The following is a 22,753-nucleotide window of genomic DNA, read 5'->3' as shown; positions in this document are numbered from 1 at the left end:
CGGATAGCCGGTGTCGACGCCGTTCTATGTCTCACCCCAGCAGGCGATGGCCGACCGCGCGGAGTACGCGCGCAAGGGCATCGCTCGCGGTCGCAGCCTTGTCGTGCTGCAGTACGCCGATGGCATCGTGTTCGTCGGCGAGAACCCGTCCCGTGCTCTGCACAAGTTCAGCGAGATCTATGATCGGATCGGTTTCGCGGCCGCCGGTAAGTACAACGAGTACGAGAACCTTCGGATCGGTGGTGTGCGCTACGCGGATCTGCGGGGGTACACATACGACCGTGATGATGTGACGGCTCGTGGTCTGGCGAATGTGTACGCGCAGACGCTGGGCACGATCTTCTCCAGCGCGGGGGAGAAGCCGTACGAGGTGGAGTTGGTGGTCGCCGAGGTCGGGCAGTCGGCCGAGGGTGATCAGATCTACCGGCTTCCGCACGACGGGTCGATCGTCGACGAGCACGGCTCGGTGGCGGTCGGTGGCAGTGCGGAGCAGATCAGCAATTACCTGGATCAGGAGCACCGGGACGGCATGACGCTGTCCGAGGCCCTGAAGCTGGCCGTGACGGCGCTGTCGAGGGACACCAACGGGGGCGAGCGGGAGATTCCCGCGGAGCGCCTGGAGGTGGCGGTCCTGGACCGGACGCGGCCGCAGCAGCGGAAGTTCAAGCGGATCGTGGGGCGGCAGTTGTCGCGGCTGCTCACGGCCGAGGGGGCTGCCGCGACGACGGAGGCCGAGTCGGAGGCGGTGTCCGACGACGACGGACCTTCAGGTCCTTCAGAGGACAAGTAGCTCGTAGCGCGTCGTGTGCCCCGGCCGGTTGTCGAACCGGCCGGGGCACCCGTGTGTCAGGGGCGGGGTGCGGCCGGTCCCGTGGAGCCGCGCACGATCAACTCGACGGGGAGCGGGGTCGTTTCGGCCTCGCGTTCGTCGAGGACGGCGAGCAGGGCGCGCATGCCGTGGGCGCCGACCTCTTCGGCGGGCAGGCGCACGGTGGTGAGTTCGGGTTCGATCGCGGTGGCGAGGGAGAGGTCGTCGAAGCCGGTGACGGAGAGGTCGTCGGGGACGCGCAGGCCCATCCGGCGGGCGGCCTTGTAGGCGCCGGCGGCGAGCTTGTCGTCGTCGCAGACGATGGCGGTGGGCTCGACGAGGCCGGAGGTGCGCAGCGCTGTTTCGGTGGCGGCGACGGCGTCCTCGACGGTGAGGGCGGAGCGGACGGTGCGCACGGTGGTGTCGGGCAACTGTGCGGTGCGGGCAGCGAGTTCGCGGGCGCGGACGTCGAAGGTCCAGGACTGGACGGCGGAGGCGAGGTGCAGGAAGTTCCGGTGGCCGTGGGCGATGAGGTGGTCGGTGATCCGGCGGATGCCGTCGGCGAGGTCGAGGTTGACGGTGGTGGCGCCGGGGCTGCCCGCGGGGTCGCTGTCGAGCATGACGAGGGGGATGGGTGGGGTGTCGTCGCCGCGCAGGGCGGTGAGGGCGTCGGCGGCCATGGAGGAGGCGAGGATGCCGTCGAGTGCGGCGCGGGCGGAGGGGAAGGGGTCGCGCGCGGGGCCGATGCCGTCGGGTGACGGGTAGAGGATGACGCCGAAGTCGTGTTGTGCCGCGACGCGGGCCGCTCCGGTGTAGACCCCGGCGAAGAACTCGTTGGTGAGTGCGGGGACGACGAGGAGGGCGGTGCGGGTGCGGCCGGTGCGGAGGTTGCGGGCCGCGAGGTTGGGGCGGTAGCCGAGTCGCTCCGCGGCGGCGCGGACGCGTTCGGCGGTGGTCTCGGAGACTCGGCCGCGCCATTTGCCGCCCATGACGAGCGAGACGGCGGCCTGCGAGATGCCTGCCGCGCGGGCGACGTCTCTGCTGGTGGGGCGGGCGGTGGTGGTGCCGTCCGGGCCGCTGGTCACTGGTGCCTCCGTAGGGGTCGTCCGGGGTTCCCGACGTTAGCGGGTGGCTCTGTCCGCCGGGCACGTGGTACGTATAACGCCGAGACGTTATACGTAAAACTTCAAGGCGGGGGCGGGTCGATGGCAGCGGGTTATGCGGAGATCCTCAGGGCGCGGCACGCGATGCGGCTGCTCACCGGGACCCTGGTGGGCAGGTTGCCGAACGCGACGGCTCCGATCGCCGTCGTGCTCTTCATCCGGGCCGAGGGCGGCACGTACAGCCTGGCGGGCGCGCTCGCGGCGGTGTACGGGGTGGCGAACGCGATCGGGCAGCCGCTCCTGGGGCGCCTCGTCGACCTGCGGGGCCAGCCGCTGGTGCAGCTGCCGGCGGCGATCCTGTCGGGCCTCGCGATGACGGTCTTCGCGTTCGTCGGGATGGACTCGCTGCCGTTGGCGTACGCGGCGATGGCCCTGGCCGGGCTGTTCACGCCGCCGCTCGAGGGCGGTCTGCGTGCGCTGTGGCCGAGTGTGCTGGCGCGTGAGGAGCAGGTGCACACGGCGTACGCGATGGACGCGATCGCGCAGGAAGTCATGTTCACCGTAGGGCCGTTGCTGGTGACCCTGTGCGTGTCGTTGTGGTCGGCGCAGGCCGCGCTCGTGGTGCTCAACGTGATCGGCGTGTTGGGCGCGCTCTCCGTGGTGCTGTCGAAGCCTTCGCGCGCGTGGCGTTCGGCTCCGCGCGAGGCGCATTGGCTGGGCGCGTTGCGCTCGTCTGGGCTGCTGGTCCTGCTCGTTGCCTTCTTGTTCATCGGGATCGCGCTCGGTTCGATCACCGTGGCGGCGATGTCGTATGCGGAGGGGCGCGGCGGCGATGCCGTGTACGGCTGGCTGATGGCGGCGATCGGGTTGGGCGCGCTGGTGGGTGGCAGCATGTATGGGGCCCGCCAGTGGAGTGGCGCTCCGGAGGCGCGACTTCGGTGGCTGGTGGCGCTCCTTGCCTTGTTCTACGTGCCGTTGGTCCTGATGCCGGGTCCGGTGGCGATGGTGGCTCTGATGGTGGTGGCGGGGGTGTTCCTCGCGCCGTGCATCGCGTGTGCGTTCATCGTGGTGGACCGGCACGCGCCGCGGGGCACGGTGACGGAGGCGTTCTCGTGGCTCGTGACGACGTTCATGGTCGGCTCCAGTGTGGGAACGGCCGTGGCGGGCCCGGTCGTCGAGTGGGCCGGCACACGGTGGGGTTTCGCCGTTCCGGCGGTCGCCGGCGCGCTCGCGCTGGTCGTCCTGGTTTCAACGGCTCGGGTCCTGGCGGAGCCGCGCACGTCCGGGCGTGTCGCACGCTCTTCGGAAAATGATCCAAACCGTGCCGTCGAACCCCGTTTCAGCTCGGGGGATCGGGCGTAATGTTCAGTCATGGACCGCCGCATTTTCGGGCTGGAGAACGAGTACGGCGTCACGTGTACGTTTAGGGGACAGCGCCGCCTGTCTCCTGACGAGGTGGCGCGGTACCTCTTCCGCCGTGTCGTGTCATGGGGCCGCAGCAGCAATGTCTTTCTGCGGAACGGTGCCCGCCTTTACCTCGACGTCGGGTCGCATCCGGAATACGCAACTCCCGAATGTGACAACGTGACCGAGTTGGTCACGCACGACAAGGCGGGCGAGCGCATTCTGGAAGGCCTGCTCGTCGACGCCGAACGCCGCCTGCACGAGGAGGGGATCGCGGGCGACGTATACCTGTTCAAGAACAACACCGACTCGGCGGGTAACTCCTACGGCTGCCATGAGAACTACTTGGTGGCGCGGCACGGGGAGTTCTCACGGCTCGCGGACATTCTCATCCCCTTCCTGGTCACAAGGCAGTTGCTGTGCGGTGCGGGCAAGGTGCTGCAGACTCCGCGCGGTGCCGTGTACTGCGTGAGCCAGCGTGCCGAGCACATCTGGGAGGGCGTCAGCTCCGCGACGACGCGCTCCCGGCCGATCATCAACACCAGGGACGAACCGCACGCGGACGCCGAGCGCTATCGCCGTCTGCACGTCATCGTCGGCGACTCGAACATGTCGGAGACGACGATGCTGTTGAAGGTCGGCGCCACCGACCTCGTGCTGCGCATGATCGAGGCGGGCACGGTGATGCGGGACCTCACCCTGGAGAACCCGATCCGGGCGATCCGCGAGGTGAGTCACGACATCACGGGTCGCCGCAAGGTGCGGCTCGCCAGTGGCCGGGAGGCCTCGGCTCTCGAGGTGCAGCGCGAGTACTACGAGAAGGCCGTGGACTTCGTCGATCGCCGGGGGATCCGCACCGGCACCGTCGAGCAGGTCCTCGAGCTGTGGGGTCGCACGCTCGACGCCATCGAGTCCGAGGATCTGGACCGGGTGGGCACCGAGATCGACTGGGTCATGAAGTACAAGCTCATCGAGCGTTATCGCGCGAAGCACAACATGACGATGTCGCACCCGAGGGTCGCGCAGATAGACCTCGCGTATCACGACATCCACCGGCAGCGCGGTCTCTACTACCTCCTGGAGAAGAAGGGCCAGGCCAAGCGGATCTGCAACGATCTGAAGATCTTCGAAGGCAAGTCGGTGCCGCCGCAGACCACGCGCGCGAGGCTGCGCGGTGACTTCATTCGCCGTGCCCAGGAGCAGCGCCGTGACTTCACGGTCGACTGGGTGCATCTGAAACTGAACGATCAGGCGCAGCGCACGGTGCTGTGCAAGGACCCGTTCCGCAGTGTGGACGATCGGGTGGAGAAGTTGATCGCCGGTATGTGATCGCCGGTATGTGGGCGCACACGCTGAGCAATCCGGCCGGGGGCCTCGTACGAATCATTCGTACGAGGCCCCCGGCCGTCCCTTGGAATGTCAGGGACAGGGCCTAGAGTGGCCGGACCTTATTCGAGCGACCTGAGGACCACTGTGCGACGCCGACTTGCAGCTCTACTGATCGTGCCGGCACTGGCGCTGACCGCGACGGCTTGCGGCGGCGATGACGGCAACAAGGATTCGGCGGACAAGGCCGACTCGTCCTCCTCGCCGAAGGGGGCCGCGGTGCCGAAGGCGGTCGACAAGGCCGACCCGATGCCGGCGGTGTCGGGGGCGTACGGCAAGCAGGCGAAGATCTCGCTGCCGAAGGGCGACCCGAGCGACAAGTTCGTCGTGCACACGGTGTCGCAGGGTGACGGTCCGGCGGTGAAGAAGAACGACCTGGTGTCGATGAACTTCACCGGAAAGGTCTGGAAGGGCGGCAAGGACCTCGGGTCCACGTACGGCGCGCAGGGCGGTGGCGACCAGATGGTGACCGCGGGCGCCGAGGGTCAGCTTCCGGCGTTCTCGCAGGCCGTGCTCGGGCAGAAGGAGGGCAGCCGGGTCCTCGTCGTGGCGCCGCCGGCCGCGGGCTTCGGCAGCCAGGGCAACCAGCAGGTGGGCATCAAGGGCTCGGACACGCTCGTCTTCGCCCTGGACGTCGGCAAGGTCATCCCGAAGAAGGCCGCGGGCAAGCAGGCCTCGATCCCGTCGGACCTGCCGCAGATCCAGGCCGACAAGGAAGAGCCGGCGACGATCTCGATCCCGAAGAGCGACCCGCCGAAGAAGCTGGTCGACAAGGTCCTGATCCAGGGCAAGGGTGACGAGGTCAAGAAGGGCCAGACGGTCACCATGCAGTACAGCGGTGCCGCCTGGAAGATCAACGAGGGCAAGAAGAAGGCCGCGCTGTTCGACTCGTCCTGGAAGAGCGGCCAGCCGTTCACGACGCCGATCGGCGGCGGCCAGGTCATCAAGGGCTGGGACAACGGGCTCGTCGGCAAGCACGTCGGTGACCGGGTGCTCCTGGTGATCCCGCCGGAGCAGGCGTACGGCAAGAAGGCGCAGGGCAAGACGCTGCCGGCCAATTCGACGCTGGTCTTCACGGTCGACATCCTCGCCGCACACTGAGCGGCACACTGAGCGGCACACTGAGCCGCAGAAGATGGCAGACTGTCCCGTTTGCAGAGCAGTCAACAAGCAGGAGCACTTCACGTGAACATCGACAAGCCCGAGGTCGACTTCCCGATCGGTGACGCACCGGCGGACCTCCAGATCGAGGAGCTCTGGGAGGGCGACGGCGCCGAGGCCAAGGCCGGCGACTTCGTGAAGGTCCACTACGTGGGCGTGGCCTTCTCCACCGGCGAGGAGTTCGACGCCTCGTGGAACCGCGGCAACCCGCTGGAGTTCCAGCTCGGTGCCGGTCAGGTCATCGCGGGCTGGGACAAGGGCGTGCAGGGCATGAAGGTCGGCGGTCGTCGTCGGCTGACCATCCCGGCGCACCTCGCGTACGGGGACCGTGGCGCCGGCGGCGGCCGCATCGCCCCCGGCGAGACGCTGATCTTCGTGTGTGACCTGATCGCCGTCTGAGCCAGTCGCACTCCGACCGCAAGCGGTCAACCCTGGGCCCATGCCAGCTGGCATGGGCCCTCGGCTTTTGCCGCGACACTCCCGAGCGGTACGGTCGTCCGTCGGGAGTCACCTTCAGAAAGGGCGTCGATGGCGATTGCCAAGGCCGAGCGGCTGATGAATCTGGCGCTGTGTCTGCTCGGGACGCGGCGTCCGCTCAGCAAGCGCGAGCTGCGCGGCTCCATCGAGGCCTACCTCGAAGCGGGCAGCGACGATTCCTTCAACCGGATGTTCGAGCGCGACAAGGACGATCTGCGCGAACTCGGCCTGGTCATCGAGACCGTGGAGAACCTGGACGGCGAGGTCGGATATCTGGCCGGCCGTGACAGCAACCGCCTGCCGCCCGTCACGCTCGACGCGGAGGAGGCCGCCGCCCTCGGCCTCGCCGCGAAGGTCTGGCAGCAGGCCCGCCTCGCCGGAGCGGCGAGCGGCGCCCTGCAGAAGCTGCGCGCGGCCGGGATGCCCGAGGACGTGGACCCGTACGAGAGCCATGGCGCGCTCGAACCCAGGATCCCGGCGCACGAGGCGTCCTTCGAGCCGCTGATGCTGGCCTGCCGCGACCGGCGCCCTGTCGTCTTCGACTACCGCAAGGCCACGGCCGTCCGGCCCGAGCAGCGGCACGTCGAGCCGTGGGCCCTGGAGTGCTGGCGCGGCCACTGGTACCTCGCGGGCTGGGATCGGGACCGGCAGGCCGAGCGGGTCTTCCGGCTGTCCCGGATCACCGGCAAGGTGCGTTCGCGCGCAGGACAGTTCAAGGTGCCCGTGCCGGATGTGGTGACCGTGCGGGAGACCGTCGCGAGTTGGGCGGGGGAGACCGCCGACCGCTCCGCGCTGATCAGGCTGCGGACGGGCGCCGGCTACCCGCTGCGCGCCAAGGCCGCCTCCGTGCGCGAGCTCGGCGGGGGCTGGGACGAGATGGAGATCCCGTACGGGCACGGGCTCGACGCCTGGCTCGTGGAGTTCGGGCCTGACGTGGTGGTGCTGGAGCCCGCGGAACTGCGGGCCGATGTCGTGGACCGGCTGCGCGCCGTGGCCAAGGGCTGAGGGGGAGTACGCAGATGGCTTCCAACGCCATTGACCAGACCCGGCGGATGTTGTCCCTGGTGACGTATCTGCGCGAGCGCCCCGGCGCGCGCGTGGAGGATGTCGCGCGGGCCTTCGGCATCACCGAGGACGAGCTGATCTCCGACTTGGACGTGCTGCCGCTGTGCGGAACGAGCTTCCGCGGCGGCGATCTGCTGGACATCGACACCGACGGCGACCGCATCTGGTGGCACAACCCCGACGATGTCGCGGAGCCGCTGCGGATCGCCGCCGACGAGGCGACCGCGCTTCTGGTGGCGGCCCGCGCGGTCGCGACGCTGCCGGGGCTGCGGGAGAGCGACCGTCTCGCGCTGCTGCGGGCGACCGCGAAGCTGGAGACCGCGGCCGGTGAGGTGGCCGGCGCCAGCGCGCGCCTGAGCGTCACCTTCGAGTCGGAGGGCGGCGTCTTCGCGGACGTCGACCGGGCGATCTCGGAGCGGCGCCGGCTGTGGATCCGCTACTACTCACCCGCCCGCGACGAGGTCACCGAGCGGGAGATCGACCCGATCCGGCTCGTGAGCGTGGGGCACACCTACGTAGAGGCGTGGTGTCGTCGTTCGGAGGCGCGGCGGACGTTCCGGCTCGACCGGGTCGCCGAGATCAAGGTCCTGGACGAGCCGTCGGCGCCGCCGGAGGTCGAACTGCGGGATCTGTCCGAGGGGCTTGTGCAGCCCGCGGCCGAGGACCCCGAGGTGGTCGTCGAGGTCGGCCCCGGTGGCCGCTGGGTCGCCGAGTACTACCCGCACGACAGCGCCGAGGAGCTGCAGGACGGCGGGCTGCGGATCACGCTGCGCACGCCGGAGCCGTCCTCGCTGCGCAGGCTCGCGCTGCGGCTCGGCCGGGACGGGCACATCGTGGCGCCCGCCGAGCTGGCGACCAGCGCGCGGGACGCGGCGCGCGAGGCGCTCGTGGCGTACGACGGGGCGGCGTGAGGTGCGAGACATGACGGGTATGGCCGGATTCACTGATATCGCCGAAATGTCCCCCACGGCGTCGACCGTCGCGCCCGTCGTCTTCAGGGCCGCCTGCCCCGACTGTCGCGCCCGCTTCGAACTGGCCGCGACGGCGATCCGGTTGGCGATCGGGGCCAGCCGCCGCACCACGTTCTACTCGTTCACCTGCCCCGAGTGCGAGACCTCGGTGCGCAAGCCCGCCGGTGAGCGCATCATCGAACTCCTCACCGGTGGCGGGGTGCGCACGCTGCGTCTCCACCAGACCGTCTAGGCTCGGCGCATGTTCTGGGCGATGCTGGCGGTTGCTGTGGGTTTCGTGGGGCTCGCCGTGCTGGCGGTCCTCGCGGTGCGGGTCTTCGTCGAGGCGCAGCGCCTCGGGAGTCAAGTGGCCGACACCACGCAGCGGATCAACCGCGCGGCGGAGGACCTCGAGCGGGCCGCCGTGGGTGTCGCGAAGGCCGGCGGCGACGTGGTCTGACGGCCCGTCGGCGCCCTCGGCGGGAGCGTGGAAAGCGCTTTACCGTCGCGGCCTGTCCCGTTGTCGTGGTCGGCGGGTACGCTCCCTTTGGCGGTCCGGTAGTGAGGCGCGGTCCGCAATTGGGAGGACGCACGGGCATTGCCTCGTGTTTACCCCCACGGGATACGATCGCTGCCAGCACGGTGGTCGGACAACAGTCCGAGGTCCGATCGGTACCGGCAGCCCCGCCCCCTGCCGCCTCAGTGAGAAGGTAAACGGATATGTTCGGAAGGCTCGGTGCACCCGAGATCATCCTGATCCTCGTAGTGGTCATTCTGCTGTTCGGCGCGAAGAAGCTTCCCGACATGGCGCGTTCGCTGGGCAAGTCGGCCCGCATCCTCAAGAGCGAGGCCAAGGCCATGAAGGGCGAGGGCGGCGACAAGACGGCCGCTCCCTCCGACGCGCCGCAGGACGCCAAGGACACCGCGGTACCGCGCACCATCCAGGCGTCCCCCGGCGACGTGGACAGCTCGCGTCCCGTGAACGAGCAGACGAACCAGACGACCAAGAGCTGATCGAAGGCCGCGCCTGCCATGGCGGCCTGCCGCACGAGATGAGGACGTGGGTTGCTCAAGTCTGCCCGCAAACAGGAGAAGGATCCCGAGGGGCGGATGCCGCTCGCGGAGCACCTGCGTGAGCTCCGCAACCGGCTCGCGAAGGCGCTCGTGGGCATCGTCGCGATCACGATCGTCGCCGCGTTCTTCTACAACGACATCATCAATGTGATCACCAAGCCGATCCTCGACTCGGTCGGCTGCGCACAGTCGTTCTCCGAGCTGGCGAAGACGACATCGGACAAGCCCTGCGCCCAGATCACCCTCAACGGCCTGCTGACCCCCTTCACCCTCGCTCTGAAGGTGTCGCTGATGGTCGGCGTCGTCGGCGCCTCGCCGGTCTGGCTGTACCAGCTCTGGGGCTTCGTCGCGCCGGGTCTGCACCGGCACGAGAAGAAGTACGCGTACGCGTTCGTGGCCACGGGCGCCCCGCTCTTCATGATCGGCGCCTACTTCGCCTACACGGTGCTGCCGACGACGGCGAAGGTCCTCATCGACTTCACGCCGGGCAACGCCCAGAACCTGCTGCCGCTCGACGATCTGCTCGACCTCGTGCTGCGCATGGTGCTCGTCTTCGGACTCTCCTTCGAGCTGCCCCTGCTGCTGATCTTCCTCAACCTCATCGGGGCGATCACCGGCAAGCGGATGCTCGGCTGGTGGCGCGCGATGATCATGGGCATCACGGTGTTCGCGGCCGTGGCGACGCCGAGCACCGACCCGGTGACCATGCTGCTGCTCGCCGGGCCCATCTGGATCCTCTACTTCGGAGCGGTGATCTTCTCGCTGCTCAACGACCGGCGCAGGCGGCTGAGCGAGGCCGCGGGACCCGATGACGACGAGGCCTCCGAGCTCGACCTGACGCCCGATGACATCGGCGAGATCGAGCCCGTCCCGGCGAGCCGGGCGCTCCCGGAGCAGGCGACCTCCGAGCGGCCGGACACGGCGACGCGACCGGACCGGATCAACGGTTACGACGATGTGACCTGAGGTAACTCCTGTTCGGAGCTGGGCACTTGTTAGTGTCCGCACGTGAGCTGTGAGATCACCCTCTTCGTCAATCCCACCGCGGGACGCGGCCGGGGCGCACACGCTGCGCAGCCGGCCGCTTCCGCTTTGCGGGCAGCCGGTTTCCAGGTGCGCACCGTCGTCGGAACGGACGCCGACGACGCCCTGGCACGCGCGCGTGAAGCGGTGGCGGAGGGGACCGGGGCGCTGGTGGCCGTCGGCGGGGACGGCCTCGTGAACCTCGCGCTGCAGGCGGTCGCCGGGACCGACACACCGCTCGGGATCGTCGCCGTGGGGACCGGCAACGACTTCGCCCGTGCGCTCGGCCTTCCGATACGTGACCCGGCCACGGCCGGCCGGCTCGTCGCCGACGCGCTGAAGGGCTCGCGGACCCGGGAGGTCGACCTCGGCCGGATCGGCGACCACTGGTTCGGCACTGTGCTCGCCTCCGGCTTCGACTCACGCGTCAACGACCGCGGCAACCGGATGCGGCTGCCGATCGGCCGCTTCAAGTACGATCTGGCGATCGCGCTGGAACTGGCCACCTTCAAGGCGGTGCCCTTCAAGCTGACGCTCGACGACGGTTCCGTGCGCGAGGTCGCCGCGACGCTGATCGCCGTCGGCAACGGGACGTCGTACGGCGGTGGCATGAGGATCTGCGCGGAGGCCGACATGAGCGACGGTCTTTTCGACGTGACCGTGGTCGGGGACTGCTCCCGTACGACCCTGATGAAGGTGTTCCCACGCGTCTACAAGGGGACCCACATCGGCCACCCCGCGGTGAGCGTGTACCGGGCGGCGCGTGTCGAGTTGGCCGCCGGGGGCATCACGGGTTACGCGGACGGGGAGCCGGTCGGCGCGTTGCCGCTGGTCGCGCGGTGCGTGCCGGGGGCGGTGCGGATCCTCACCGGCTGATCCGCCGGACGGGCCCTAGTCCTAACCGGATAATGATCGTCCGATGTCAGTGGTCGTCGGTAGGCTGGAAAACACGATGACAGAGGACCTCTCACCGGCCGAGCGGTATGCGGCAGCCCGTAAGCGGGCCGCCGAGCAGGCCACCGCATTCGCGACCTTCCGCGAGATGTACGACTTCGGCCTCGACCCCTTCCAGATCGAGGCGTGCCAGGCGCTGGAGGCGGGCAAGGGCGTCCTGGTCGCGGCGCCCACCGGCTCCGGCAAGACGATCGTCGGCGAATTCGCCGTACACCTTGCCCTGGAGCAGGGCAAGAAGTGTTTCTACACGACCCCCATCAAGGCCCTGTCGAACCAGAAGTACCAGGACCTCTCGAAGCGCTATGGCGCGGACAAGGTCGGCCTGCTCACGGGCGACAACAGTGTGAACAGTGACGCGCCCGTGGTCGTCATGACCACCGAAGTGCTGCGCAACATGCTGTACGCGGGCTCGCGGTCGCTCCTCGGGCTCGGCTACGTCGTCATGGACGAGGTGCACTACCTCTCAGACCGCTTCCGTGGCGCCGTCTGGGAAGAGGTGATCATTCACCTCCAGGAGTCCGTGACCCTCGTCTCCCTGTCGGCGACGGTGTCGAACGCGGAGGAGTTCGGCGACTGGCTCGACACCGTGCGCGGTGACACCGAAGTGATCGTCTCCGAGCACCGGCCCGTGCCCCTGTTCCAGCACGTGCTCGCCGGGCGCCGGATGTACGACCTCTTCGAGGAGGGTGAGGGCAGCAAGAAGGCGGTCAACCCCGACCTGACGCGGATGGCGCGCATGGAGGCCAGCCGCCCCTCGTACCAGGACCGCAGACGCGGCCGGCACATGCGCGAGGCCGACAGGGAGCGGGAGCGCAGACAGCGCTCCCGGATCTGGACGCCGGGCCGCCCCGAGGTCATCGAGCGCCTCGACTCCGAGGGACTGCTGCCCGCCATCACGTTCATCTTCAGCCGGGCCGCCTGCGAGGCCTCCGTCCAGCAGTGCCTGTACGCGGGCCTCAGACTCAACGACGAGGACGCGCGGGCCGAGGTCCGCTCGATCGTCGAGGAGCGCACGGCGGCCATTCCCGACGAGGATCTGCACGTCCTCGGCTACTTCGAGTGGCTCGAAGGTCTTGAGCGCGGCATCGCCGCGCACCACGCGGGCATGCTGCCGACCTTCAAGGAGGTCGTCGAGGAGCTGTTCGTGCGCGGCCTGGTGAAGGCCGTGTTCGCGACGGAGACGCTCGCGCTCGGCATCAACATGCCTGCCAGGTCGGTGGTGTTGGAGAAGCTCGTCAAGTGGAACGGCGAGCAGCACGCGGACATCACGCCCGGTGAGTACACGCAGCTCACAGGTCGTGCCGGGCGTCGTGGCATCGATGTCGAGGGCCACGCCGTGGTGCTGTGGCAGCGCGGCTTCAGCCCCGAGTACCTGGCGGGGCTCGCGGGTACGCGCACGTACCCGCTCAAGTCGAGCTTCAGGCCGTCGTACAACATGGCGGTGAACCTGGTCGACCAGTTCGGCCGCCACCGGTCGAGGGAGCTCCTGGAGACGTCCTTCGCCCAGTTCCAGGCGGACCGCTCGGTCGTGGGCATCTCGCGGCAGGTGCAGAAGAACGAGGAGGGGCTCGAGGGCTACCAGGAGTCCATGACCTGCCACCTCGGCGATTTCGAGGAGTACGCCCGGCTGCGGCGCGAACTCAAGGACCGCGAGACCGAGTTGGCCAAGCAGGGTGCCGCACAGCGGCGCGTCCAGGCGGCGGCCGCGCTGGAGAAGCTGAAGCCCGGTGACGTCATCCATGTGCCGACGGGGAAGTTCGCGGGCCTCGCGCTCGTGCTCGACCCGGGCCTGCCGGCCGGCCGGTCCAACGGGCATCGCGGCTTCGAGCACCACGACGGCCCGAGACCGCTGGTGCTGACCGCCGAGCGCCAGGTCAAGCGGCTCGCCTCGATCGACTTCCCGGTGCCCGTGGAGGCGCTGGACCGGATGCGCATCCCGAAGTCGTTCAACCCGCGCTCGCCGCAGTCCCGGCGCGATCTGGCCTCCGCGCTGCGCACCAAGGCCGGCCACATCGTGCCGGACCGGCACAAGAAGAAGGGCCGCTCGGAGGCGGCGGACGACCGGGAGATCGCGCGGCTGCGGGCTGAGTTGCGGGCGCATCCGTGCCACGGCTGCTCCGACCGCGAGGACCACGCGCGGTGGGCCGAGCGCTATTACCGGCTCAAGCGGGACACCGGGCAGCTGGAGCGGCGGATCGAGGGGCGCACGAACACGATCGCGCGGACCTTCGACCGCATCGTCAAGCTGCTCACCGAGATGGACTATCTGCGCGGCGACGAGGTGACCGAGCACGGCAAGCGGCTCGCCCGCCTCTACGGCGAGCTGGACCTGCTCGCCAGTGAGTGCCTGCGGGACGGCGTCTGGGAGGACCTGAACCCGGCCGAACTCGCGGCGTGCGTCTCGGCGTTGGTGTTCGAGGCGCGGGTCGCGGACGACGCGCTCGCGCCCAAGCTGCCCGCGGGAAAGGCCAAGGCGGCGCTCGGCGAGATGGTGCGGATCTGGGGCCGGCTCGACGCCCTGGAGGAGGAGTTCCGGATCAACCAGGCGGAGGGCGTCGGCCAGCGCGAGCCCGACCTCGGCTTCGCCTGGATCGCCTACCAGTGGGCCTCGGGCAAGGGGCTCGACGAGGTGCTGCGGGAGGCCGAGATGCCGGCCGGCGACTTCGTGCGCTGGTGCAAGCAGGTCATCGACGTGCTGGGGCAGATCGCGGCGGCCGCCCCCACGGAGGGCTCCACGGTGGGGCGCAATGCGCGCAAGGCCGTGGACGCCGTACGCAGGGGAGTCGTCGCCTACTCCTCGGTGGGGTAGAAGCGAGGCGTACGTCGGCGGGCCCACCCGGATGCCGGGTGGGCCCGCCGCTGCGTTCGGCCACATTCGCGCGCGCGGACGCCATTGCTCCATGTGTGCGATTCGCGACCGAGCGTGCAAATGGGGCGAGTGTATTCCTGTCGTGGGGACGATTTCAGGGCCTTGCTGAATATGACCCGGCGATGATCCGGCGGGACTAAGCTCGCACGCAGCGAACCGAGTTGAGATGGATTCGGCCGCTTGTTCCCTTATGCGCCGAAGTTCCGTGATGTGGCGCACCTGAAGCGTGACGAACCATCCTGAATCTCCGACGTTCCCAGACCCGACCGTTCAGAGGGCATACATGGTGAGTGTTCAATCGCCTCCCGGTGGCCGAGAAGTCCCCTATCTGCGCGTGCTGTTGCTGCCCGCCATGGTCATGGCGGCCGCCACCGGAGCAGCCGCCGCCCTGGTCACGCAGCCCGCCCGGCCGGCCGTCGCCCTGTGCGGCGCGCTCGGCGTGCTCCTCGTGCTCGCCGTCTCCGCCGAGGCGGTCCGCCGCGGCCGCGTCAACAGGGCGCAGCGCGGCCAATACGCCCAGCATGTAGCCGAGTTGGAAGCCCATATAGCCGCCCAGGAACACCGCACGATGCGGGTGGCCAAGGAGGTCTTCCCGCACGCCCTGTACCGGATGGCCACCGGCGACAGGCCGGGCGACGCCGTCCGCAACACCTGCGACGCCGAGCCCGCCTTCCGTGATGTCACGCCGGGCGAGCGCGAGTTGATGAGCATGGCCCTCACGGAGATCGACAACGAGATCACGATGCGGGACGGCGCACAGCGTGCCTTCGTCTCCGTCGCCCGTCGCGTCCAGGCCATCGTGCACAAGCAGGCCGAGGAACTCCGCGAGATGGAGGAGGACCACGGCCGCAACCCCGAGGTCTTCGACGACCTGCTGCGCGTCGACCACGGCACGGCCCTGATCGGCCGCCTCGCCGACTCCGTCGCCGTCCTCGGCGGCGCCCGCCCCGGGCGCCAGTGGCCCCAGCCCGTCAAGCTCTACAGCGTGCTGCGCGGCGCCATGTCGCGCATCCTCGAGTACCCGCGCATCGACCTGCACGCCATCTGCGACGTGGCCGTCAGGGGAATCTCCGTCGAGCCCGTCATCCACGCCTGCGCGGAACTCCTCGACAACGCGACCCGCTACTCGCCGCCGACGACCCGCGTGCACGTCACCGCGGTCGAGGTGCAGACCGGCGTCGCCATCGAGATCGAGGACGGCGGCGTCAGCCTCAGCGAGGAGCAGCGCCGCAAGACCGAGGGGATGCTGGAGAAGGCCCAGGCCGGCTACGACCTCAACGACCTCGGCGGGAACCCGCGGCTCGGGCTCGCGATCGTGGGTCGGCTGTGCGCGATGTACGACATGCAGATCTCGCTGCGCCAGTCCGCGTACGGCGGCGTGCGCGCGGTGCTCGTCGTGCCGCGCGCCATGCTGAGCACCCAGCACGCCCCCGGCCTCGCCCACGGCATCGGCGCCTCCGCCGTGCCCCGCGTCGACCACGAGGGCCTGCCGGTCAAGGAGGAGCCGCGACTGAAGAAGACGCGCCGCCCCACCACAGGACCGCGCCCCGTCACGGGCCCGCGCCCCTCCGCCCCACTCGTCGCCGCGATGGAGGACGACGTTCCCGTGGTCACGGAATGGCGGGCCAACGGCCTGCCGCAGCGGCGCAGGAAGTACGACACGAAGGTCATCGAGGACCAGATCATCGTGACGCCCCGCAACCCGGACCTCTCGACGCCGCCGCCCGCGGCGGAGCCCGCCCCGGCGGCGTACGGGACCTCGGCACCGGCCTCCGCCGCACCCGGCGAGCAGGACCGGCACGGCGGGGCCGAGCAGCCCGAACCCGGCCTGTGGGTCGAGGCGTTCATGAGCGGGCTGCGGCCCGAGGCGGGCCGGGCCGAGGGGACCGACGCGGTGGGGCACACCGCCGAGGACCCGGACGGCGCGGCCAAGCCGCAGGGCGACGCGTACAACCAGCAGGTCGACGAGGGAGACCGCCAGTGATCCAGCAACGGGCCAATTTCGACTGGATGCTCAAGGAGCTCGCCGAGTGCGTGCCCAATGTGAAGCAGGTGGTCGTGCTCTCCTCGGACGGGCTGCGCATCGCCCGCTACGGCGGTGACCCCGACGCCGCCGACCGGATCGCCGCCGCCTGCGCGGGACTTCAGTCGCTGGCCTCCGCCGTCGCCACGGAGATCCCGGAGAGCAGCGGCAAGATGAACATGGTCATCATCGAGGTCGACGGCGGCTTCTTCTATCTGATGGCCGCTGGCAAGGGCGCGTACCTCGCCGTGCTCGCCGACCAGTTCGTCGACGCCGGCCTCGTCAGCCACCAGATGCGCGATCTCGTCATCCGGATCGGGGCGCATCTGACGAGCCCGCCACGGCGCAACGGCCAGACCGTATGACGCACCGTCCCCCCGAACCCCCTTTCAGGGAACCGCCGCCCAGGCGTGAGCGCCGGGCGCAGCAGGTCGACGGTAAGCCCGACCCCGAGCGTCTCTACGTCATCACGGGCGGCACCGACGGAAGCGACCGCGCGCCGCTCGACCTGGTGACCCTGATAGTGGCGCGCGGAGATCCGCCGCCGTCGTCGCCGCCCGAGCAGGCCGCCGTCATGCGCCTGTGCAAGACGCCCCTGTCGACGGCCGAGATCTCGGCCTACCTCGCTCTGCCGTTCAGCGTGGTCACCGTGCTGCTCGGCGAACTCCTCGCGGCCGAGCTGGTGCAGGCCCGCGCGCCGGTGATCCGCGGCGCGGTCGCGGACCGTTCCCTTCTCGAAGCGGTGATGCATGGACTACAGAAGCTCTGACAGCACGGCCGGGACCGACACCGCGATGAGCGTGAACATCCCGGGACCCCGGGCCGAGGAACGACTGCCCGACACCGTCACGTCGGCCGTAAAGATCGTCATCGTGGGCGGATTCGGGGTCGGCAAGACCACCATGGTCGGCTCCGTCAGCGAGATCCGGCCGCTCACCACCGAAGAGACCATGACGCAGGCGGGCATCGGCGTCGACGACGACTACGGCTCGGAGACCAAGACCGCCACGACCGTGGCCATGGACTTCGGCCGGATCGGCATCACCGAGGAACTCGTCCTGTACCTCTTCGGGACGCCGGGGCAGGAGCGGTTCTGGTTCCTGTGGAACGGTCTGTTCGAGGGCGCGCTCGGCGCCGTCGTGCTCGCCGACACCCGCCGCCTCGAAGTCAGCTTCGACGTGATCGGGCGGCTCGAGGAGCGCGGAGTGCCGTTCGTGATCGCCAACAACACCTTCCCCGACGGACCGCGCTACCCCAGCGAAGAGCTGCGCTCGGCCCTCGACCTGGGTCCGTACGTCCCCATCGTCGACTGCGACGTGCGCCGCAGGGCGTCCAGCCGCGAGGTGCTGCTCACGCTGATGCGGTATCTGCACGAGATGGCGCTGCACCGCACCTGACGTGCCATCAATCACCGTGTTCCTTCACGTAGTTCGCTTCTTCTTTCGTCGAACCAAACCGACCGGAGCATTCCCGTGACGTCACCCTCCCAGCCTTCACAGCCGCCCACCGCGTTCGACGCACTCGGAGACTCCCCGCTCGCGCCGCCGCCGGGCTGCCCCGCCCACGACGCCCTCGGCCCCGACGGCCTGCGCCGGCTCTACGGCCCCGAGGCGGACGAGGACATCGCCGGTGTCTACGAGAAACTCCGTGCCGAGTACGGCCCGGTCGCCCCGGCGCTCATCCACGAGGACGTTCCCATGTGGGCGGTGCTCGGGCACAGCGAGAACCTCCAGATGGTGAGCACCACGGCCCTGTTCAACCGGGACTCCCGGAACTGGAGCGCCGTCAGGGACGGCACCGCCGGGCCCACGCACCCGCTCGCCCCGGTCTTCACCTGGCAGCCCATGTGCGCGATGGAGGAGGGCGCCGAGCACTTGCGGCTGCGCAGCCCGGTCACCGCCGCCGTCGAGACCGTCGAGCACCGTGAGCTGCGTCGCTCCATCAACAAGGCCACGCAGGAGATCATCAACCGGTTCTCCGAGCGCGGCACGTGCGAGGTCGTCAGGGAGTTCGCCGAGCACCTCCCGATGATGGTGATGCTGGAGGTGCTCGGCGCCCCCGAGGCCTACAGCGAGCGCATCGTGCAGGCCACCCGTGATCTGCTCAAGGGTGGCGAGTCGGCCATCGCGTGCAACGAGTACCTGATGGGCATCCTGACGGACCTCGTCGTGCGGCGCCGCGCCGCGCCCCTCGAGCACGACTTCACCAGCACGCTCATCACCTCGCCCTCCGGACTCACCGACGACGAGGTCGCGCAGAACCTGCGGGTCATCCTCATCGCCACCCATGAGGGTTCGGCCAACCTCATCGCGAACGTGCTGCGTGTGGTGCTCACCGACCCCCGGTTCCGCGCGCGGCTCAACGGCGGGCAGATGACGGTGCCGGAGGCGGTCGAGCAGTCGCTGTGGGACGAGCCGCCGTTCAGCGCCAACGTCGGCTACTTCGCCAAGGCGGACACGGAGTTGGGTGGGCAGCCGATCCGGGCGGGCGACGGCCTGATCTTCGGCATCCAGCCGGGCAACGCGGACCCGAGGGTACGGCCCGAACCCGGCGCCCACATGATGGGCAACCGCTCGCACCTCGCGTTCGGCGGCGGCCCGCACGAGTGCCCCGGACAGGACATCGGGCGTGCGGTGGCGGAGATCGGGGTCGACGCGTTCCTGATGCGGCTGCCCGACGCCGAACTCGAAGTCCCCGAGAGCGAGTTGAGGTGGACTTCGACGATCATGGGGCGGCATCTGGTGGAGCTGCCGGTGGACTTCACGCCGCGTCCGCCGCAGGACGTGAGGTCCCAGCCGGGCCAGCTGCCTTCGCAGCGGCCGGACTGGAAGATCACGTCGGGCCTGCCGACGCCGCCGCCGGCCACGACGCCCCCGGCAGTGCCTGCCGCGCCGGTGGCCCCCGATCCGGCAGCGCGGCCGCCGCGCCCGTACGCGCACCCGGACCCGCAGGGGTCGGCCTCGGCCGAGCTCAGCGTGTGGCAGCGCTTCCTGCGCTGGTGGCGCGGTGAGTGAGCCGGTGTCCTAGACCGGTCCCTGGTCCCACCGCTCGTACGAGGTCCAGGCCGTGAGGTCCCTCCGGCTCACGAAGCGGTGCTCGCGGCCGGTCACCGGGTCCGTGAACTCCAGGGACCGGGACAGGAGTTGGAGGGGGCGCCGGAAGTCGTCGTCCGCCGCGCGGTCGGCGACTTCCGGGAAGAGCGGGTCGCCGAGGATCGGCAGGCCGACCCGGTTCATGTGGACGCGCAGTTGGTGCGTGCGGCCGGTGTGCGGGGTGAGGCGGTACAGCGCCAGGTCCCCCTTGCGCTCGGCGAGTTCGATGCGGCTCTCGGCGTTCGGCTCCCCGCCCGGCACCTCGAACGCGGCGAGCTTCCCCGGCTCCTTCTCGATCCGGCCCCGCAGGGTGACGGGGAGCTCCACCCCGGAGTCGTACGCGGCCACCGCCTCGTACCGCTTGGTGACCAGGCGGTCGCGGAACAGGGTCTGGTAGCGGCCGCGCTCCTCGGGCCGCACCACGAACAGGACGAGCCCGGCCGTGAGGTGGTCGAGGCGGTGGGCCGGGCTCAGCCGCTCGATGCCGAGGTCGCGGCGGAGCCGGGCGAGCGCGGTCTCGGTGACATGACTGCCGCGCGGCGTCGTGGCGAGGAAGTGCGGCTTGTCGGCGATCACGATGTGCTCGTCGCGGTACACGACCTCGACGGCGAACGGCACGGGGACCTCGGGCGCGAGGTCCCGGTGGAACCACACGGTGCCACCCACCTCGTAGGGGCTGTCGGCGGTGACCGGGTGCCCGTCCGCCGTCACGAACGCGCCCTGCGCGATCATCCGGTCGATCACCGCGTCCTCCGCGGGAAGCCGCTGTACGAGGTGGTCCCGGACGGTGCGCCCCGGCCCGCCCTCCGGCATCCGTACGCGAACGGCGTCGATGCCTGCACGCTGCGCGAGCGGGGAGGGCGGCGGGGCGGGGCGCTTGCGTCTTCTCACAGGGAGAAAGGGTACGGCGGCCGGGGCGCGGGATCAGGCCTCCTGCTCGGCCTCCACCTGCGCGTTCCAGTCGCGCTTCGAGGCCTGCCAGCCGTCCTCGTTGTGCCCGAGGCGCCAGTAGCCGGAGATGGACAGGTCCTCACGCGGGATCGCGCGGTCGACGCGCAGATGGCGGCGCAGCTCCTTCACGAAGCCCGCCTCGCCGTGCACGAACGCGTGCGGGCGGCCCTCGGGGAAGTCGAGCCCGGTCACCGCGGAGATGAGCGCCTGCCCGACCGGGCGGCCCGCGCGGTGCAGCCAGGTGATCTCCAAGGGGGAGTCGATCTTCTGCTCCTCCTCGGGGCCCTCGACCTCGACGAAGGCGTGTGCCCGCGTGCCCTCGGGCAGCGCTTCGAGGGCGGCGGCGACCGCCGGCAGGGCGCTCTCGTCACCGGCGATCAGGTGCCAGTCCGCCGTGGTGTCGGGGTGGTAGGCGCCGCCGGGGCCCATGAAATGAATGGTCTCGCCGGGCGTGACGTTCGCGGCCCACGGCCCTGCCAGGCCCTGGTCGCCGTGCACCACGAAGTCGAGGGTGAGCTCCAGTGCCTGCGGGTCCCAGGTGCGCACCGTGTACGTACGCGTCACGGGCCACTGGTCGCGGGGCAGCTCCTCGCGGATCCTGGCCACGTCGAAGGGCTCCTCGTAGGTCACCCCGGCCGGTGCGAAGAGCAACTTCACGTAGTGGTCGGTGTGTTCGAGCTCCTGCGGGAAGTCAGCGAGCCCCTCACCGCCGAGCACCACTCGTCGCATGTGGGGCGTGAGGCTCTCGGCGCGCACGACCTGTGCGGAGCGGGCCTTGCGGGGCGGGCGTGCGGGGCGCTCGGCCATGGGCGGTCTCCCTCGATCACAATTAGTTAGGTATACCTAAGCTAACACCTCATTCTGAGAGGGTGCTGAGGAGGCGCTGCAAAGATCCTCCCAAGCCCCAGCGGACCGCCAACTCCTCGAGGGTCGCGGCATCGTGCGGTTCGCGCGGCAGTGCCGTCTCCACCTCCGGCAGCGGTACGTCCCCGGCGACCAGCACCACCTTCGGCGCCACCGCCAGATACGGGCGCGCCTCGTCGAGCCGCCTGCGCTGCGTCGGCGTCAGCTTCGACTTCGGGTCGTCGACGGCCGCCATGATCCCGGCCAGGTCCCCGTAACTCGCGAGCAGCTTCGCCGCCGTCTTCTCGCCGACGCCGGGCACGCCCGGCAGTCCGTCGCTCGGGTCGCCGCGCAGCAGCGCCATGTCCGCGTACCCGGATCCGTCCACCCCGTACTTCTCGCGGAGCAGGTCCTCGTCCGTCACCTGTAGCGTGCCGACACCCTTGAGCGGGTACAGCACGCGCCGCTCCAGCTTGTCGTCGACCAGTTGGAAGAGGTCACGGTCGCCGGTGACGATGTCGACCGGCCCCTCGGCCCGCCCCGTGAACGTACCGATCACGTCGTCCGCCTCGTACCCCTCCACGCCCACGCGCGCGATGCCCACCGCGTCGAGCACCGCCTCGATGACCGGGACCTGGGGGGAGAGGGTGTCGGGGATCTCCTCCGCGTCCGGCGAGCCGGCGGGAGTCTCCTCGGCGACGCGGTGCGCCTTGTACGAGGGGATGAGGTCGACGCGCCACTGGGGGCGCCAGTCCGCGTCCATGCACGCCACCAGGTGCGTGGGCCGGTGGTCGTGCACGAGGCGGGTGATGAATTCGAGGAGCCCGCGCACCGCGTTCACCGGGGTGCCGTCCGGGGCCTTCACCGAGTCCGGGACCCCGAAGTAGGCCCGGAAGTACAGAGATGCGGTGTCGAGCAGCATCAGACGGCGATCCGCCCGGGCCGCCGATCCTGTCGTGGATGTCGTCTGGGTCACGTTCGCATCATGCCGCACGCCACTGACAGTCACCGAACGTAAGGGGTCTGATCGATATGAGTGAACACACTGTGAACTGGGTAACTCCCCCGTTTGTTTCAGATAAACGGGGGCAGGCGCGGCCACGGAGCGGTGCCGGTTCGTACTTCAACTATTGAGGTCGACCGGTCAAGCGGACAGATCCGTATCGCTCTACGGCCCGCCGGCGGGGGAGGCGGGCCGTGTTGTTTCGACCCGAGAGGTGTATGTGTCCAGGCTTGAAGCCGAAGACCTGTACAAGGTATTCGGCAGACAACCCGATGAGGGTGTGGAGAAGCTCCGTAACGGTGTGGACCGTGAGGAGCTGCGCTCCGAGGGAACCACCGCCGCCGTGATCGACGCGTCGTTCACCGTGGAGTCCGGCCAGATCTTCGTCGTCATGGGTCTGTCGGGATCCGGTAAGTCCACGCTCCTGCGGATGCTGAACGGACTCCTGGAGCCCACCGCGGGACACGTGCGCTTCGACGGGCAGGACCTGACGACGCTGGCTCCCAAGGAGCTGCGCGAGGTCCGCTCCCACAAGATCAGCATGGTCTTCCAGCACTTCGCGCTGTT

The 22,753-nt window shown here is 69.7% G+C and carries 23 protein-coding genes; 19 read left to right on the top strand and 4 right to left on the bottom strand.

Annotation, left to right across the window (positions count from 1 at the left end; genetic code table 11):
• Positions 1–10 precede the first annotated feature (10 nt).
• On the top strand, positions 11–790 hold the full coding sequence (gene prcA / locus ABT004_RS17750) for a proteasome subunit alpha (RefSeq protein ID WP_351337440.1): 780 nt from the start codon (positions 11–13) through the stop codon (positions 788–790).
• A gap of 56 nt (positions 791–846) precedes the next feature.
• Here the strand turns inward: prcA and ABT004_RS17745 are convergent, their stop codons facing one another.
• Positions 847–1,893, bottom strand: coding sequence for a LacI family DNA-binding transcriptional regulator (locus ABT004_RS17745; RefSeq protein WP_351337437.1), 1,047 nt, complete (start codon positions 1,891–1,893; stop codon positions 847–849).
• A gap of 120 nt (positions 1,894–2,013) precedes the next feature.
• On the opposite strand from ABT004_RS17745, the gene ABT004_RS17740 reads away from it, so the two are divergent.
• The 17 genes from ABT004_RS17740 to ABT004_RS17660 all read left to right on the top strand — a co-directional run bounded on the left by ABT004_RS17740 (position 2,014) and on the right by ABT004_RS17660 (position 19,311).
• Positions 2,014–3,273 carry an MFS transporter gene (locus ABT004_RS17740; protein ID WP_351337435.1) on the top strand — a complete coding sequence of 420 codons (1,260 nt, stop codon included), beginning with the start codon at positions 2,014–2,016 and terminating at the stop codon, positions 3,271–3,273.
• A gap of 9 nt (positions 3,274–3,282) precedes the next feature.
• Positions 3,283–4,644 (top strand): Pup--protein ligase, encoded by a 1,362-nt coding sequence (gene pafA, locus ABT004_RS17735; protein WP_351337432.1) that lies wholly within the window; start codon positions 3,283–3,285, stop codon positions 4,642–4,644.
• Between the two features lie 144 nt (positions 4,645–4,788).
• Positions 4,789–5,802, top strand: a complete 1,014-nt coding sequence (locus ABT004_RS17730) for an FKBP-type peptidyl-prolyl cis-trans isomerase (protein WP_351337429.1) — start codon at positions 4,789–4,791, stop codon at positions 5,800–5,802.
• A gap of 84 nt (positions 5,803–5,886) precedes the next feature.
• Positions 5,887–6,261 carry an FKBP-type peptidyl-prolyl cis-trans isomerase gene (locus ABT004_RS17725; protein ID WP_351337426.1) on the top strand — a complete coding sequence of 125 codons (375 nt, stop codon included), beginning with the start codon at positions 5,887–5,889 and terminating at the stop codon, positions 6,259–6,261.
• A gap of 129 nt (positions 6,262–6,390) precedes the next feature.
• Positions 6,391–7,344, top strand: coding sequence for a helix-turn-helix transcriptional regulator (locus tag ABT004_RS17720; protein ID WP_351337423.1), 954 nt, complete (start codon positions 6,391–6,393; stop codon positions 7,342–7,344).
• 14 nt (positions 7,345–7,358) lie between these two features.
• On the top strand, positions 7,359–8,315 hold the full coding sequence (locus ABT004_RS17715) for a helix-turn-helix transcriptional regulator (RefSeq protein ID WP_351337420.1): 957 nt from the start codon (positions 7,359–7,361) through the stop codon (positions 8,313–8,315).
• A gap of 19 nt (positions 8,316–8,334) precedes the next feature.
• Positions 8,335–8,607 carry a hypothetical protein gene (locus tag ABT004_RS17710; protein WP_351337538.1) on the top strand — a complete coding sequence of 91 codons (273 nt, stop codon included), beginning with the start codon at positions 8,335–8,337 and terminating at the stop codon, positions 8,605–8,607.
• Positions 8,608–8,616: 9 nt separating this feature from the next.
• Positions 8,617–8,814 (top strand): G protein-coupled receptor family protein, encoded by a 198-nt coding sequence (locus ABT004_RS17705; protein WP_351337417.1) that lies wholly within the window; start codon positions 8,617–8,619, stop codon positions 8,812–8,814.
• Between the two features lie 260 nt (positions 8,815–9,074).
• Complete coding sequence (tatA, locus tag ABT004_RS17700) at positions 9,075–9,368, top strand: Sec-independent protein translocase subunit TatA (protein WP_351337415.1); 294 nt, start codon at positions 9,075–9,077, stop codon at positions 9,366–9,368.
• A gap of 51 nt (positions 9,369–9,419) precedes the next feature.
• Positions 9,420–10,394 (top strand): twin-arginine translocase subunit TatC, encoded by a 975-nt coding sequence (gene tatC / locus ABT004_RS17695; RefSeq protein WP_351337412.1) that lies wholly within the window; start codon positions 9,420–9,422, stop codon positions 10,392–10,394.
• A 42-nt stretch (positions 10,395–10,436) separates the two neighbouring features.
• The gene (locus tag ABT004_RS17690; protein ID WP_351337409.1) at positions 10,437–11,327 is read left to right on the top strand and encodes a diacylglycerol kinase; all 891 of its coding nucleotides are present in this window, start codon (positions 10,437–10,439) and stop codon (positions 11,325–11,327) included.
• Positions 11,328–11,403: 76 nt separating this feature from the next.
• A complete protein-coding gene (locus ABT004_RS17685; protein ID WP_451193111.1) occupies positions 11,404–14,214 on the top strand; it encodes a DEAD/DEAH box helicase in 2,811 nt (936 codons plus the stop codon).
• Between the two features lie 343 nt (positions 14,215–14,557).
• Positions 14,558–16,258, top strand: a complete 1,701-nt coding sequence (locus tag ABT004_RS17680; RefSeq protein WP_351337403.1) for a sensor histidine kinase — start codon at positions 14,558–14,560, stop codon at positions 16,256–16,258.
• Positions 16,255–16,662 carry a roadblock/LC7 domain-containing protein gene (locus ABT004_RS17675; RefSeq protein ID WP_266721521.1) on the top strand — a complete coding sequence of 136 codons (408 nt, stop codon included), beginning with the start codon at positions 16,255–16,257 and terminating at the stop codon, positions 16,660–16,662. Before ABT004_RS17680 ends, ABT004_RS17675 begins: the two co-directional genes overlap by 4 nt.
• The gene (locus ABT004_RS17670) at positions 16,659–17,066 is read left to right on the top strand and encodes a DUF742 domain-containing protein (RefSeq protein ID WP_351337400.1); all 408 of its coding nucleotides are present in this window, start codon (positions 16,659–16,661) and stop codon (positions 17,064–17,066) included. The genes ABT004_RS17675 and ABT004_RS17670 overlap by 4 nt, the downstream gene beginning before the upstream one ends.
• Positions 17,047–17,694 carry a GTP-binding protein gene (locus ABT004_RS17665; protein WP_351337398.1) on the top strand — a complete coding sequence of 216 codons (648 nt, stop codon included), beginning with the start codon at positions 17,047–17,049 and terminating at the stop codon, positions 17,692–17,694. The genes ABT004_RS17670 and ABT004_RS17665 overlap by 20 nt, the downstream gene beginning before the upstream one ends.
• A gap of 75 nt (positions 17,695–17,769) precedes the next feature.
• On the top strand, positions 17,770–19,311 hold the full coding sequence (locus ABT004_RS17660) for a cytochrome P450 family protein (protein ID WP_351337395.1): 1,542 nt from the start codon (positions 17,770–17,772) through the stop codon (positions 19,309–19,311).
• A gap of 9 nt (positions 19,312–19,320) precedes the next feature.
• Here ABT004_RS17660 and ABT004_RS17655 read toward each other — a convergent pair whose 3' ends face one another.
• The 3 genes from ABT004_RS17655 to ABT004_RS17645 are packed head-to-tail and all read right to left on the bottom strand — an operon-like array spanning position 19,321 to position 22,105.
• Positions 19,321–20,280, bottom strand: coding sequence for a pseudouridine synthase (locus tag ABT004_RS17655; RefSeq protein WP_351337392.1), 960 nt, complete (start codon positions 20,278–20,280; stop codon positions 19,321–19,323).
• 33 nt (positions 20,281–20,313) lie between these two features.
• The gene (locus tag ABT004_RS17650) at positions 20,314–21,147 is read right to left on the bottom strand and encodes a siderophore-interacting protein (protein ID WP_351337389.1); all 834 of its coding nucleotides are present in this window, start codon (positions 21,145–21,147) and stop codon (positions 20,314–20,316) included.
• Positions 21,148–21,196: 49 nt separating this feature from the next.
• Positions 21,197–22,105, bottom strand: a complete 909-nt coding sequence (locus ABT004_RS17645) for a 5'-3' exonuclease (RefSeq protein ID WP_351337537.1) — start codon at positions 22,103–22,105, stop codon at positions 21,197–21,199.
• Between the two features lie 301 nt (positions 22,106–22,406).
• Here ABT004_RS17645 and ABT004_RS17640 point away from each other — a divergent pair.
• Positions 22,407–22,753: ATP-binding cassette domain-containing protein (locus tag ABT004_RS17640; protein ID WP_351337386.1), on the top strand; the 347-nt coding region annotated here is incomplete at its 3' end.

Source organism: Streptomyces sp. NPDC002790, assembly GCF_040295505.1.
Classification (GTDB): domain Bacteria; phylum Actinomycetota; class Actinomycetes; order Streptomycetales; family Streptomycetaceae; genus Streptomyces.
This window is presented reverse-complemented; position numbering and strand designations above follow the sequence as displayed.